15 protein-coding genes are annotated in these 15,039 nt (G+C 41.4%); 14 read left to right on the forward strand and 1 reads right to left on the reverse strand.

Going from position 1 to position 15,039, the window contains the following annotated elements:
• Window positions 1–28 precede the first annotated feature (28 nt).
• From JFU56_RS08040 to JFU56_RS08050, 3 genes are all read left to right on the forward strand, one after another.
• On the forward strand, window positions 29–244 hold the full coding sequence (locus JFU56_RS08040) for a dodecin (protein WP_019442776.1): 216 nt from the start codon (window positions 29–31) through the stop codon (window positions 242–244).
• Window positions 245–279: 35 nt separating this feature from the next.
• Complete coding sequence (locus JFU56_RS08045; protein ID WP_198436761.1) at window positions 280–696, forward strand: GFA family protein; 417 nt, start codon at window positions 280–282, stop codon at window positions 694–696.
• 142 nt (window positions 697–838) lie between these two features.
• Window positions 839–1,402: a GNAT family N-acetyltransferase gene (locus JFU56_RS08050; protein ID WP_198436762.1), complete on the forward strand. Its 564-nt coding sequence runs from the start codon at window positions 839–841 to the stop codon at window positions 1,400–1,402.
• Window positions 1,403–1,500: 98 nt separating this feature from the next.
• Here JFU56_RS08050 and JFU56_RS08055 read toward each other — a convergent pair whose 3' ends face one another.
• A complete protein-coding gene (locus tag JFU56_RS08055; protein WP_198436763.1) occupies window positions 1,501–2,736 on the reverse strand; it encodes a uracil-xanthine permease family protein in 1,236 nt (411 codons plus the stop codon).
• A 142-nt stretch (window positions 2,737–2,878) separates the two neighbouring features.
• Between JFU56_RS08055 and JFU56_RS08060 the strand changes: the two genes are divergently transcribed.
• The 11 genes from JFU56_RS08060 to JFU56_RS08110 all read left to right on the forward strand — a co-directional run bounded on the left by JFU56_RS08060 (window position 2,879) and on the right by JFU56_RS08110 (window position 15,034).
• Window positions 2,879–3,697, forward strand: coding sequence for a Crp/Fnr family transcriptional regulator (locus tag JFU56_RS08060; protein WP_242065916.1), 819 nt, complete (start codon window positions 2,879–2,881; stop codon window positions 3,695–3,697).
• A complete protein-coding gene (locus JFU56_RS08065) occupies window positions 3,697–4,413 on the forward strand; it encodes an ABC transporter permease (protein WP_198436764.1) in 717 nt (238 codons plus the stop codon). The genes JFU56_RS08060 and JFU56_RS08065 overlap by 1 nt, the downstream gene beginning before the upstream one ends.
• A 92-nt stretch (window positions 4,414–4,505) precedes the next feature.
• Window positions 4,506–5,387, forward strand: coding sequence for a TraB/GumN family protein (locus tag JFU56_RS08070; RefSeq protein ID WP_198436765.1), 882 nt, complete (start codon window positions 4,506–4,508; stop codon window positions 5,385–5,387).
• A gap of 96 nt (window positions 5,388–5,483) precedes the next feature.
• On the forward strand, window positions 5,484–6,260 hold the full coding sequence (locus JFU56_RS08075) for a hypothetical protein (RefSeq protein ID WP_198436766.1): 777 nt from the start codon (window positions 5,484–5,486) through the stop codon (window positions 6,258–6,260).
• A gap of 33 nt (window positions 6,261–6,293) precedes the next feature.
• Entirely contained in the window at window positions 6,294–6,926 is a 633-nt protein-coding gene (locus JFU56_RS08080) for a CAP domain-containing protein (RefSeq protein ID WP_198436767.1), read from the forward strand.
• A 404-nt stretch (window positions 6,927–7,330) separates the two neighbouring features.
• Complete coding sequence (locus tag JFU56_RS08085; RefSeq protein ID WP_198436768.1) at window positions 7,331–7,807, forward strand: GNAT family N-acetyltransferase; 477 nt, start codon at window positions 7,331–7,333, stop codon at window positions 7,805–7,807.
• A gap of 306 nt (window positions 7,808–8,113) precedes the next feature.
• Complete coding sequence (locus tag JFU56_RS08090) at window positions 8,114–8,977, forward strand: DUF1338 domain-containing protein (protein ID WP_198436769.1); 864 nt, start codon at window positions 8,114–8,116, stop codon at window positions 8,975–8,977.
• Window positions 8,978–9,006: 29 nt separating this feature from the next.
• Window positions 9,007–10,104: a saccharopine dehydrogenase family protein gene (locus JFU56_RS08095; RefSeq protein ID WP_198436770.1), complete on the forward strand. Its 1,098-nt coding sequence runs from the start codon at window positions 9,007–9,009 to the stop codon at window positions 10,102–10,104.
• Between the two features lie 37 nt (window positions 10,105–10,141).
• On the forward strand, window positions 10,142–11,719 hold the full coding sequence (locus JFU56_RS08100) for an aldehyde dehydrogenase family protein (RefSeq protein ID WP_198436771.1): 1,578 nt from the start codon (window positions 10,142–10,144) through the stop codon (window positions 11,717–11,719).
• Between the two features lie 108 nt (window positions 11,720–11,827).
• A complete protein-coding gene (locus JFU56_RS08105; protein ID WP_198436772.1) occupies window positions 11,828–12,766 on the forward strand; it encodes a helix-turn-helix domain-containing protein in 939 nt (312 codons plus the stop codon).
• 114 nt (window positions 12,767–12,880) lie between these two features.
• Window positions 12,881–15,034, forward strand: coding sequence for a TonB-dependent siderophore receptor (locus tag JFU56_RS08110; RefSeq protein WP_198436773.1), 2,154 nt, complete (start codon window positions 12,881–12,883; stop codon window positions 15,032–15,034).
• Window positions 15,035–15,039 lie beyond the last annotated feature (5 nt).

Here is a 15,039-nt window from a genome sequence, read left to right on the forward strand (position 1 = left end):
GTTGTTTTATGCTTAATTGGAGTGAGTTATGTCAAATCATCATACCTATAAAAAGATCGAAATGGTTGGTTCATCTAAAACCAGTATTGAAGACGCTATTCATAATGCCTTGGCCGAATGTAGTAAGACGGTTAAGAATATGGATTGGTTTGAAGTCGTTGAAACCCGTGGCCACATTGTTGATGGCGCAGTAGGGCATTTTCAAGTGACGCTCAAAATAGGCTTCCGTATTGGTGATAGTTAGCTTGTCTATAGGTATAACATTATAAGGAAATCACGATGAGTAAAATAACGGGTGGCTGCTTATGCGGCGAAGTTAAATTTGAAGTGAAGAATGACTTTAGTCAGTTTCATTTGTGTCATTGCCAACAATGTCAGAAGATCACTGGCTCTGCTCATGCATCCAATTTATTCTGTCAGGCCGAGCATATCAATTGGCTGTCAGGGATAGATAAGACCAAACGTTTCGATTATCCGAACCGTCACTTCGCTCGCGTATTTTGTACCGAATGTGGTACGGGTGTGCCGTATTTAGTCAATAAAGGTAAAACCTTAATTGTGCCTGCTGGGTCATTAGATCTGAATGAAGATACGGTATTGAATGTTGCACCTCAAGATAATATCTTTTGGCATGAACGTGCGCCTTGGTATGATGTGGCGCTAACTGCACCTACCTTTGCTGGTTTTCCAAAATAACTCTTTATCAGGGTTATTTATTAGGGCACAGTTTAATCGCTGATTAGCTGTGCTGTTGTTTATCGCTGGATCCCTTTATCAAGATAATGTTATATTTGTGCCATTAGTTGGACATGATATAGCAATAAAAGGAAGCGTAAACATGCAGTTAAAATTAGCTGAATTAAGTGATATTGAAGATACATTAACACTTCATTATAAATACCAAGTTGATTCGATTGCTGCGGAAGACAAAGCGGATGGTTTTGTGACTACGCCGTTTACAAAAGAAGAGTTAACACGCTTAATTACCGAAGAAAGCGGACTGTTCATTGCCCGTAAAGATGGTAAGGTTGTCGCCTATGTCATGGCTGCGTCTTGGACATTTTGGTCTAACTGGCCGATGTTTGCGCATATGATTAAAGATCTGCATAACTTAACCTACTTAGGTCAAACCTTAACGGTTGATAATTCGTATCAATATGGCCCTGTGTGTATCGATAAAAGTATCCGTGGTACGGGTGCGTTAGAAACGATCTTTGATTTTGCTCGAGAGCATATGGCGAAGCGCTACCCTATCTTAGTGACTTTTATTAATAAGGTTAATCCACGCTCTTATGCGGCGCATACTAAAAAACTAGATCTGACAGTTATTCAAGAATTTGAATATAACAACAATCATTATTATGAGTTGGTATACGATACGTCGAAACCGCTCGCTTTATAGCTAATAAAAAAGCACGTTATAGGTTCAATGCTATAACGTGCTTTGTTCATTACTTACTTTTAATATGTTGTTTAAATTAGCTTTCGCTTAAAGTAGTATTATTTCGTTTCTACTTTATCAACAACATGATTATCACCTAATTCATTAGGCAATACTAAGTTCAGAATAATCGCTACGATACCACAAAGGCTTACACCTTGAAGGCTGAAATCGCCGATACCAAACGCCATACCACCAATACCAAACACCAGTGTCACAGCTACAATGATTAAGTTACGTGATTTATGTAAATCAACGCGATTGGTGATCAAAGTATTTAGCCCTACGGTTGCGATGGTACCAAATAACAAGATCATGATCCCGCCCATTACTGGTACAGGGAATGTTTGTAACAAAGCGCCTAACTTACCAACAAAAGCCAACACAATCGCGATCACCGCTGCCCATGTCATGATGATAGGGTTGAATGCTTTCGTTAGCATCACTGCACCAGTTACTTCACTGTATGTCGTATTCGGTGGCGCACCAAACATTGACGCTGCCATTGTTGCGACACCGTCACCAGCAAGCGTGCGGTGTAGACCCGGTTTTTTCAGGTAATCTTTACCTGTAGCGTTAGAGATTGCCAGAATATCACCAACGTGTTCAATGGCCGGTGCTAGTGCAACAGGGATCATGAATAATATAGCGTTGATGTTAAACTCAGGGAAAGTAAAGTTTGGCAGCGCTAACCAGCTCGCTTGAGATACAGGTGTGAAATCAATAATGCCATAGGCAAGACTTGCGGTATAACCCGCTAAAATACCAGCCATAATCGGAATGAGTTTAAGCAGACCTTTACCAAATACACTGACCGCAATCGTAGTAAATAGTGATATTGCCGCAATGATAATCGCAATTTCATTATCAATGAGCTGTATTGAACCATCACCGGTTTTACCCATCGCCATATTAACAGCAACAGGGGATAAACCAAGGCCAATAACCATGATCACAGGACCAACAACAACAGGCGGTAGTAATTTATGAATAATGCTTACGCCACGAAATTTAATCACGACAGATAGCAATACATAAGTGAAACCAGCAGCCATTAATCCACCCATCGTGCTTGCGATACCCCATGTTTGTACACCAAACATGATAGGAGCGATAAAAGCAAACGAGGATGCAAGAAACACAGGGACAGAACGTTTAGTAATGACTTGAAAAACTAAGGTACCAAGACCAGCACCGAAAAGAGCAACATTTGGATCCAAACCAGTGAGTAGAGGAACCAGTACGAGGGCACCAAACGCAACAAAAAGCATTTGTAGGCCGAGTAAAACTTGCATTTTTTTATCTCCATTTTAAGCAAACCGCTGGACGGTAGCATAGAAGATTTATTATTGATATTAATAATAGATAAATCCGTTACTTTTAGGTACCAGGTCAAATTAGTCGGTGCTCTGTGGTGAATTGTCACGATGAGAACGTTTGTTTAAAAGCAAAATCATGGCATTATGTTGGTTCTTATCATCTGCTTACGATATCTTCTATCCTATTACAGATAACATCCGTATTTATAAGTTGGATTTCATGATCACCGACAGTCATATCATCGATACAGTATCAGCTCATCATTTGTTTTCAGCGCTTACTGAGGCTGAATTTCAGCAGCTCTTTAGTACTGCGAAAACATGTAAAATCGAGCCATTAGAAAATGTCTTTCATCAAGGTGATAAAGCCAGTCGATTTTATTTAGTGTTACGCGGGCACCTCAAACTTTACCGCACCAGCCCGAGTGGACAAGAGAAAGTCGTGGAATTAATGCGTGAAGGGAACACCTTTGCCGAGGCATTAATGTTTAATAATAAACCGTTTTATCCCGTTGCTGCGCAAGCTGTATCAGCAAGTGAATTGATAACCTTTGATAATGATACGTACTTGAAGATCTTAAAAAGTAACCCTGAAGCGGGCATTGCGATCATGGCGAACATGAGTATTCGTTTACATCATGATCTGTATGAGATTGAAATGTTGTCGGTCGAAAATGCCAAAAACCGGTTATTGTTATTCTTGATGCAGAATATTCAAGACAAAGACGGTAATGAAGGTGTTATTGAACTTGATATACCGAAACGTACGTTGGCGTCATTATTGTCGATCCAACCTGAAACGTTTTCGCGTTTACTTAAAAAGCTGGCTAAAGAAGGCTTAATTGAAGAGAAAAGAGGCCATATTCGTATTATTAATATTGATGCCTTGTATGCCGCTTCAGATATTCCAGTGCAACCTGTAACGGGTGGACAATAATGAGTAACGCGGTTCAGGTGATCTCGTTTTCTAATTTAGCCTTTGCGTTTATCCCTGTGCTGGTGGCATTAGGTATCTTAATGCAGTGGCGCTTGCCGATTAAAAATGGCCTGTATGCATTGTCCCGCATGCTGATCCAGTTATTGCTCATTGGTTATTTCTTATCATATATTTTCGAATCGCACAGCGCGGGCATCGTCGTTATTGTGCTGCTGGTGATGGTCGTCGCATCGAGTTGGATTGCGTTAGGTGCAGTGCCCGACCAACGTTGGAAAATGTACAAGTATGCATTACTGTCTGTAACACTTGGTGGTGGCTTTACTTTATTTGTCATGAGTGCAGGTGTATTGGGATTAGACCCTTGGTACAACCCGCAATACATGGTGCCGCTAGCGGGAATGGCGTTTGCTAATGCGATGAATAGCGTGAGCTTGTCTGCGGAACGTTTACATGCAGAAATGGTACGCGGTGAAGATTATCTCGTGGCACGTCGTATCGCTTTAAAAGCCTCGTTAATACCGATTACTAATGCTTTATTCGCGGTTGGTCTCGTGTCTTTACCGGGGATGATGACGGGACAAATTTTATCCGGTGTTTCGCCTTTTATCGCGGTACGCTATCAAATTATGATCATGTGTATGTTGTTTGGTTCATCAGTTATTTCAGCTGCATTTTTCTTGTCGTTAATAAAACCAGTCATGCCAGTAAAGCAGTAATTGTGTATTGTGGGCTTTTAAATGTAGCCAAATTTAGAGCTGTAAACTTAACTACATTCAGGGCTATCAACTTGATTAAAATAGAGGCGTTAATGAAATTAGCTAAATTATCTTATGGTTTTTCTCTGCTGTTATTATTGAGCGGCTTGAGCGTTGTGAGTACGGCGAATGCAACCTCATCGGTTTGGCAGGTAACAGATGGAAAAAACAGTATCTACCTTGGCGGCACAGTACATGTGCTAACAACAGATGATTACCCGTTACCTGCAGAATTCGATCGCGCTTATGCATTGACGGATGTGCTGGTATTAGAAACCGATATGGCGAAATTAGACAGCCCTGCGTTTCAGCAAACGATGCTAAGTCAGCTTACTTATCCTGAAGGTCAAAATGTGTCTCAGCATTTAAGCCCCGAAACATATCAGCAATTAACCGCATTTTGTGAGTCGCGTGGTATTGGCATGCAGGTTATTAATAATTTTAAGCCGAGCATGATCTCGTTAATGTTAACCATGGTTGAGCTGCAAAGACTCAACTTTACTGGTCTGGGAGTGGATAAATTCTATAACAACAAGGCTGTTGTTGATGGTAAACCTTTAGGTAAATTAGAGACAGTTGAAGAGCAGTTAGCATTTATTGCTGGGTTAGGTAAAGGTAAAGAAGATGAGCTGATCCGTTATAGCCTTGAAGATATAAAAACATTACCGACCTTTATGGTTGATATGAAAACAGCGTGGCGAGATGGTGATCCTCAAGCACTAGAAGATCTTGCAATAACGCCTTTGATTACTGATTTTCCAGATATCTATCAATCGTTATTAGTACAACGTAACAATAACTGGTTGCCACAGATTGAAGCTATGTTTAGCAATCAACAGACTGAATTGGTATTAGTCGGTGCGTTACATTTAGTTGGCAAAGATGGTTTACTGGAGCAATTACAATCAGCTGGTTACAAAGTAAAGCAGTTATAAAAAGTAAGCAGTTATAAAAAATAGCATTGGTTTATTGGTTGGTAATAAGAGTTAGGATATGATGTTTGTTATCTAATTATTACCGAATGATAGCCAATGCTGAATTTTTTTCGTTCTAAGCCTCTTATCGACGACGTCAGTTGTGAGTGGATGTTTGACACTTTCGAATGGGCACTAACCCATTTCGACCATCAAGAATTTTTTCAGCGTAGTCAGTTGATCCAACCTACGAATGACTTCTTTCCCGGTAATATTGATAGCCGCCACGGTATGGCAGAAACCATTTTTAATCATGTGGTTAAATATGCTGGATTAAGTCATTGGCCGCTACAGTTACAAGCACCGCAATTGTTTAGTCCCCAGCCTCCTGCATTACTTGATTTATCGGCAGTGCTGCGTGATTCGTCAGAAAGTCATTCTTTACCTGCACTGGTTGCTTCACAGCCTTTAGCCATGACGTATAATCCTCAACAAGCCTCTAAGCCTGGCGATCTCGCTTCAAGTTATGCGCATCATTTAGCGCAACATGTGGTGGCGCAGTCACAGCAATTGCCTCCAGGTGGCGCTGAGGATTTTAATGCTAGTACCGAAATCGTGGCTATTTTTATGGGCTTTGGTGTGATGATGGCGAATTCGGCTTATACTTTTAGAGGCGGGTGCGGTAGTTGTTATAACGCACAAGCAAATCGACAGGCCACGTTATCTGAAGATAATGTTATTTTTGCCTTGGCGTTGTTTTGCCGATTAAAAGGTATTTCAACTAGTGACGCGACCCGTAATTTGAAAGGTTACTTAAGACGTAACTTCAAGCAAGCGCTTAAACAGATTGAGCGCGAACCCGTGCGTTTACAGCAACTGTTGGCGTTAAAGTAGTCTACATATTGTAAAATAACGGCGAGAGGGCGAATGAGTAAATTTGGGCAAGGTAAAACGAAATCGATAGCGAAGTTAAGATCGAAATGGATCATCACTTGCGTAATGGCGGTATTACTTACAGCCTGCGTTAGTAATGGCCAATATGATAATAAGGATGGAGAGGTTGTATTACCGGATAAAGCGGTTGAACAAGTGGCTCCCCCCGTATCAAAACCATCAAGAAGGCTGGGTCCTGAGCCGACACCAGGTTTTAAACGCAAGATGCTTGCAGCGGTAAATGCTGCGCGTGTTAGTGGTTATACTTGTGGTGGGCGCAGAATGCCAGCTGTTGCGCCTGTGGTCTGGAATGCACAATTACAACAATCTGCGTTTGGTCATTCAAAGAATATGGCAGATGGCGATTATTTTAATCATCGCGATAAACAAGGTGATCGGGTAGGGGAGCGGACTTATGCTGCAGGGTATAATTGGCGTGCTGCAGGTGAAAACATAGCAGCAGGACAGCTTGAAGCGAGTGTAGTCATTACGGGGTGGTTAGGCAGCAAAGGGCATTGCTTGAATATTATGGATGCAGACTACACGGAGATGGGCATGGCGTCTTATACTAATAACAGCTCGTATTATAGTATCTATTGGACACAAGTTTTAGCGACCCCTTTATAGCAAAAGACCCTACTTTCTAAGTAAGGCCTCTTTTAACGAGTCAATCTGTTTCACGACTCTACATCATTAATTATGACTATTCTGAATCTTGTTCTGTTTCTTCAGGTTTTTTCGTTTCTTCTACATCTTGTCCGCCGCAGCCACCACAACAACTCATAATCATATCCTCTTTGTTCAATCAATTTAGTGTTAATTCAAATACCCAGTCACTATAACCAAGTGTTTTACTCAAGTAATTGACTAATGTCATGTAGGTTAATAAAACGACGGCTAGATCATGGCTTAATTTTTTAATTCCTAATGAAGTAAACCGAAATATCGTTCATAATGTTATTGAGCACTTAGTCCTCAATGTTTATCAATCTTATAGATAAGTTTATGAACAACTTTATAGAGAATTACTTATGCAAATAGTAAATGTGGATAGTAGCAATAAGCATGTATATGCTAATTTGTATCAAGGCTATGCGGCTGAATTTTCAAAAATCATAGAAGACAAACCTGATGAAAATGGGTTGTTTGAAATATACCCAAAAATTGAAGGTAATGTTTCCGGTTACTTATTATATGAAGATGGGGTTCCTGCGGCTCTTACAGCCATTTTGGAAAAATCACCAAACGAATTTGAGATCTGTGATTTTTATGTATTACCCTGTTTTCGAAAAAACAAAATTGGTAAGCTGTTTATATCAAACATTTTTGAACGTCTCGAAGGGTCTTGGGAAATTAAGCAAGTAGCTGGTGCTGAACATGCTGTTAAGTTCTGGCAGAATGTCGTTAATGACTACACATCAGGCTCTTTTGTTGAAGACAAGTATCTTGATGAAAAGTGGGGCTTAGTGACAAGGCAGCGTTTTAGTCATGCTCAAGATGCTCCTTAACAGGGCGTGACATTTACTGTCATATCAATATCTACATCTTCAAGGAAGAAATGATGCTCCCATTTGAAACACTTTTACTTTTTCTCGTCACGCCATTTGATGTTCACACAGGGGGGGGGTCCGTCCTGTCACATATCGATGCCTACATTAGCCCCGTTCAATAATGCCATTAAAAACCCCTCCGAAGTCTCTTTTATACAGCCATATATTAGCGAAACAGTCTTTCATCACCTATCTTTCTTTCTAAGTATTATAAAAATGCATCATTAAAACACTGATAATTCGCTCTAAATAAGAGGATGTCACATGTCCATTTTGGATAATTTTTTCGATAAACTCTGGCAGCAATACAGTGAGATTAGTCCACAGGCTCTAGCTATACACCAATTATTTGAAAGCAGAGGCGAGACCTTGGTGAATGACCATGTCGCGTTTCGTACGTTTGCCGATTCTCACATTAGTCTTGATATTGTTGAAGATGAGATCTTATCGCTAGGCTATCGGCTATTAGACTCCTATCAATTTGAAGTAAAAAAACTCGATGCCCGTTGTTATATCCATGATCAGTCACCGACTAAAATATTCATCAGTGAATTACGCTGGCGTGAATTATCAAACCAAGCTCAAGTAATAATCCAAGACATCATCGAGCAAGGACATAAGACATTAAGCTCGCCGTTAATTGACCAATCAAGTTCGGGGCTTTCACCTTTATTAAGCGCAGGACGACTATGGCAGTTACCAAGTTATGCCGATTATCAAACGCTAGCCGTAGAATCGGAATATGCAGCCTGGCTGTCAGTGTGGGGCTTACGCGCTAATCACTTCACTATTTTTATTAACCACTTAAATAGCACGCCTGACTTATCACAAGTAGTTGAACTGCTACAGCAACAGGGTTATGAACTTAATAGTGCTGGTGGCGTGATAAAAGGCAAACCTAGCGATTTATTAATTCAAGCCTCAACAATGGCTGACACCTGTTTAATCGATTTTAAAGATGCTGGCGAACAGCCTATTAGCAGTTGTTATTATGAATTCGCTCAACGTTTCACCCAAGAAGATGGTCAGTTATACCAAGGATTTGTGCCAAGTAGTGCAGATAAAATATTTGAATCAACCAGCATGAAATCAATATTAGGCGGGGTTGCATCAGACGATGATAATTAGCGATTAACACTCGTAATAAGGAGTTTTTAATGACAAAACGCATTGTTGTTTTAGGGCTAGGCAGGATTGGTGGTGCAATTGCCCAGATCCTAAATCGCCACGATGGTTATGATGTTACTGGCGCTGATATTAACCCCTCTGCAGTGGCACATTTTAGTGAGCAATTTAAAACCGAACTATTACCCAATACATCCCCTGAGACCAGAGATTATGGCGCCTTGCTGGCAGGGCAAGATGCGGTGATCTCAGCACTTACCTTTAATGATAATCCCTATGTTGCCCAAGCCGCGCTTGATCATGGTTGTAGCTATTTTGATTTAACTGAAGATGTACGCTGTACTCAAGCGATTAAAGAAATTGCCCTTGCTGCTGCGCCGGGGCAGGTATTTATGCCCCAATGTGGGTTAGCCCCTGGTTTTATCGGTATTTTGGGTTACAGTTTCCGGCATCGCTTCGACCGTCTTGATACCCTGAAATTACGTGTTGGCGCGCTACCTGAGTATCCATCCAATCAAATGATGTACAACCTGACATGGTCTACCGAAGGCTTAATTAACGAGTATGCCAATCCTTGTGAATCCATTAAAAACCATGTTCCCACCTTAACGGAACCCCTCGAAGGACGTGAGGTGTTTTCTATTTCGGGTGTCGAATATGAGGCGTTTAATACCTCCGGCGGTCTGGCTAATCTATGTTATTCCTTGGACGGAGAATTACGAGAACTGACTTATAAAACCATCCGTTATCCTGGCCATTGCAAGTTAATGAAATTCTTGTTTCATGACTTACGCCTAGGGGAAGAGGGCAAGCGCCGCGATATGTTGATGGAGATATTTGAAAGTTCCGTCGCAACCACGATGCAAGATCTGGTCTTGATTTCGGTGGTGGCCACAGGTTATGTCGATGATAGGTTAAAGCAGTGTAGCCGCACCTTTTTACTCCGACATACCGCAGAGCAAAGTGCCATTCAAATATCGACTGCGAGTGCTGCTGTGACGACTGTTGATCTGATTTTAAATGGTCGTGAATCAAGACAAGGTTTCGTCGAACAAGAAACATTAAACATTGATGAGTTCTTAGCGAATGACTTTGCGAAAGCGTATCGCGATGCAGAATTAAGTATTTAAACTTTTAGTTTTTAGTTTTAACAGCGAGGATAATCACATGCATGAAGCAATTTTAAAGACAGTGTTAGGCGATTTTTATAGCCAAGATAAACACTACGGTAGTGCTTACCTTGGTGGGCAGCGTTTTGACAACGATGCAACTGTAGATGTGACGGTGGATGTGATTAGCCCTAATGATGGTCAGAAATTTGTGTCTATCAGCCATGCCGAGCCGGATGCTATCAAACAGATCATAGCAAGTGCAAAAGCAGAGTTTTATCATTGGCGCAGCGTGCCAGCACCGCAACGTGGTGAACTCGTACGATTGTTTGCCGAAAAAGCACGTACTGCAAAGCACCAATTGGCCACCATTATTAGCCTTGAAGCCGGTAAACCATTTCAAGAAAGCCTAGGCGAAGTGCAAGAACTGATTGACGTATGCGATTTTGCGGTGGGTCTGTCTCGACAGCTTTACGGGTTAACGATTGCGACTGAAAGACCTAATCACAGGATGATGGAACAATGGCACCCAATAGGTCCAGTTGTTATTATTACAGCGTTCAACTTTCCTATGGCTGTGTGGGCTTGGAATGCGGCGATTAGCTTGATTTGTGGTAACAGTATTATTTGGAAACCCTCGAGCCAAACCCCACTCAGTGGTTTAGCCTGCCATCAATTATTATTATCAGCGATTAAAGAGTTCGGCGCTAATTCTGAACTGAGCAGTATTGTGTTTGGTGAAAAACCGCAAGTAGAGCAATTGGTGGATCATAAAGATATCGCCTTGGTTTCTGCGACAGGCTCATGTGCAATGGGGCGTGCGGTTAATTGTCGCGTTGCGGCGAGGATGGGACGAACCTTGTTAGAACTCGGTGGTAATAATGCCATGATCGTCTGCCCAAGTGCCGATCTTGAATTAGCGATTCGGGCGATCACCTTTTCAGCCTTAGGGACGAGCGGTCAACGTTGTACTACATTACGCCGATTGATTGTACACAGTAGTTTAAAGCATCAAGTGCTTACCAAGTTAGAGGCGATTTATAAAACAGTGAGTATTGGCGACCCCTTTGATAGCAGTAATTTAATGGGACCGTTGGTTAACCAGCAAGCTGTCGACATGATGAAAGCCAGTATTAATACCGCTATCGCTCAAGGGGGAGAGCTTATTACCGGTGGCCAACAAATATCGAATTTAGGCAACAAAGGTCAAGGTGAACACGGGTTTTATATTACGCCCGCGATTATCGATATTGATCCTAGTGCCGAAATTGTCCAACAAGAAACCTTTGCGCCGTTACTTTATGTGCACAGTTATGATTCCCTTGAACAGGCGTTGGCGATCCAAAATGGTGTTAGTCAGGGTCTATCTTCCGCTATTTTCACTAAAGACATGATGGAAGCGGAAGTGTTCGTTAGCGCTAGAGGTTCTGATTGTGGACTGGTTAATGTCAACATAGGTACGTCAGGTGCCGAGATTGGTGGCGCATTCGGCGGTGAAAAAGACACGGGAGGCGGGCGAGAAAGTGGTTCTGACGCATGGAAGGCTTATATGCGTCGTATGACCAATACCATTAATTACGGCAGTGAATTACCTTTAGCACAAGGCATTAGCTTTGACATGCCAAAGGGTGGGTAGCCACTATTTATTTTCCAGATTTATTGCACAAATGAGAATTATTCTTATAATGGATTTTATAAACTCTCTTATTTCCCTCGGTTGTTGACCAAAGGTATTGTGCGTACGATGCAAAAAGAAAACCAAAAACAAGTGAACCGTTTTACCCGCATCGAAAAGTTGTTGGATTTTATCAATGAAAACATAGACCAACCGTTATCAGTCGAAATGTTAGCGGATAAAAGCTGTTGGTCACGCTGGCAGCTACAACGCGTATTCCACCTTGAAACGGGATTGAATCTCGCACAATATGTTCGAGAATTGAAACTGAGTTTAGCTGCGGAGCGTTTATTAGGCAGTAAACATCGGGTTGTTGATATCGCGTTAGCGCTCGGATTTAGCTCTGAAGTGAGTTTTAGTCGTACATTTAAAAATATGTTTGCGCATTCACCTATAGCGTATAGGCGTCGTGGTCAACGGCTTGGATTACGCACACCCATCAAGCTCTGTTCTCGCGTGTTAGATAGTTTTGATTTGGCGGCCAGATTATTACAAATCCGTATTGAAGCACGTCCGGAATTTACGCTTCACTGCACATCTGGTGTTATTTCAGGGCTGTTTTCATTAACACCTAATTACCAGCAACAAGTCCCGCTTATTTGGTCTGAATTTGTCGATAACTTGCCTAAAGCTGAGATGCTGTCCGTATTGAATGAAAGTTCATCAAACGCGGATAATATAGAGCTGATTGGTGTTATCGGTGTTATTCAAGCAAAAGATGATATAGATGCGATCCCTTATTGGGCCGGTTGTACCGCGGATTCTTTATGTGGTTCGACGTCATTAGATACGATTAAAGTACCTGCTCAAGAGTACGCTGTGATACCTTTTACTGGGCCAATTAAACAATTAGAACAAGTACTTGCTTGGTTATTTTCACACTGGATACCGGATTCAGATTATGACAGTATTGATGGCTATGAATTGGAGATCTATCCGGCTAATTACGATCCTGAAGACTCTGCTTCTTATATGGAATATTGGCTCCCAATCGAACCTCGAAGCTAAAATAATTTGAACTTTTCAATTATTGCACCAAATCGTTAATCTTTTTTCTAAATCTCTCTATACAATGCAAACGATAATAATTATCATTTGCATGAATTGAGATTTGGAGTTCGAATGTTATACCAGCCTACTCGTATATTATCCCCTGTGGCGTTTGCCATTATCTGCGCTTTATCTAGTTCAGCATTTGCTGAACAGTCTATTAGCGATAGTACTAACTCTAGTGATACTGCTAGCAATAGTACTGAAGAAAAAATGACTGTTTTTGGCAAAGCGTATCGAAATACCGCGACCAAAACGGCATTAGCGCCGATGGATACACCGCAAGCGATTACTGACGTAGACAGAGAAACCCTTGATTTACGAGGCGTACAGTCGGTTGCTGAGGCATTACGATACGTACCCGCTGTTAATACAGAACTAAGAGGGGGGGCCGTTTCTCGATTGGATTTATTTAATATTCGTGGCTTCATTAACTATCAGAACTTTTATGATGGGTTACCGTTGATGTTTAACGGCTGGAACTTACAACCACAAATTGATTCTATTGCACTTGAGCAAGTTGAAGTGTTTAAGGGACCAACCTCTGTCTTATATGGCAATATCCCACCGGGCGGCATGGTTAACCTTATTGCAAAATCACCACAGCAAGAACAGCGTACCGATGTGACGATGACAGGTGGTAGTTCTGACCACAAAGAAATTTCAGTTGATTCAACCGGCCAGATTGCAGATTCAAACCTATCTTATCGGGTAGTTGCTTTAGCACGAAAGAAAGAGGGACAAGCTGATACCTCTGAAGAAGAGCGTTATGTATTTGCACCTTCCGTAGATTGGCAGGTATCTGATAAGACGTTAGTTAATTTCAATGTTTATTATCAAAATGATCCATCTGCAGGCATTTACACGTCAGTACCTGGGGCGGGGAGTGTATTACCAAATCCGAATGGCAAGCTTGATTCAAGTACTTTCACCGGTGATGAAAACTGGAATACCTATGAGCGTGAAGTATTGATGCTCGGTTATAAAATTAACCATGAGTTTAATAATAACTGGGCTTTCTTGATGAATGCGCGCTTTATGGATGCGGATGCTTACCAAGAAAATACCTATAACACAGCGTTGCAGAGCGATATGCGCACCGTTGGTCGTAATGCGTACCTTACTGATGAAAAATCAAAAAGCTTTGTTATCGATAATCAAATTTCTGGGAGTTTCAATACCGGCGTACTCGAGCATAATGTACTGTTAGGCTTTGACTATCAGCAACTTGATTCGCGTATTATTTATAAGGATGCGAGTGCGCCATCGATTGATGTGTTTAATCCTAATCATCAACAAATTGACGGTAGTTCGCTTAATTTCACTTACACCACCGACTTTGATTTAGAAAGTAATCAAGTTGGGCTTTATGTACAAGATCAGTTGGTATTAGGTAATTGGGTTGTGATTGCTGGTGGTCGTTATGATGAATATGAACAGACATCAAAAGACCATGTTTCAGGCACTGATACTGCAGCTGCCATTAAACAAGATAATTTTGCGTTCCGTTTAGGTGGTTTGTATAACTTTGATAATGGCTTCGCACCTTATGTTAACTATGCGCAAAGTTTCGAACCTGTCGTTGGTGCCGATCGCCATGGTAATGCTTTTGTACCGTCAACGGGCGAGCAGTGGGAAGCAGGTCTGAAGTATGAATCTGCAGATATGAGCAAACGTTTTGTTGTGTCATTGTTCAACATAACCAAGCAGAACGACTTAACGCGTGATCCAAGTGGTTCACCGTACGATCAAGTTCAAACGGGTGAAACGCAGTCTAAAGGTGTCGAAATTGAAGCGAATATAATGCTGACAGACAACATTGATCTTGCGACGACTTATACCTACATGGATATGAAAGTGACTGAAGATAACACTGGATTAGAGGGTAAGACACCAATTTGGGTGCCTGAGCATGCAGCCAATGCATGGTTAAATTATTATCTTTATAACGGAATGGCTGCTGGTACGACTATCGGTACGGGTATCCGTTATGTGGGTGAAACACAAATTGATGCACTTAATACCGATCAAGTACCTGATTATACCTTAGTCGATATGTCTATTTCTTATGATCTGTCTTACTTAAGCGATAGTTTGGATGGTTCAAGTGTTTCTGTTGTAGCGAGTAACTTGTTTGGTACGGAGTATTACTCTTGTTATGACTCGAACAATTGTTGGTTTGGAGCTGAACGTAATATTACAGCCAATGTTAAATTTAGTTTTTAACCCGT

This window comes from Moritella sp. F3, from assembly GCF_015082335.1.
Taxonomy (GTDB): Bacteria; Pseudomonadota; Gammaproteobacteria; order Enterobacterales; family Moritellaceae; genus Moritella.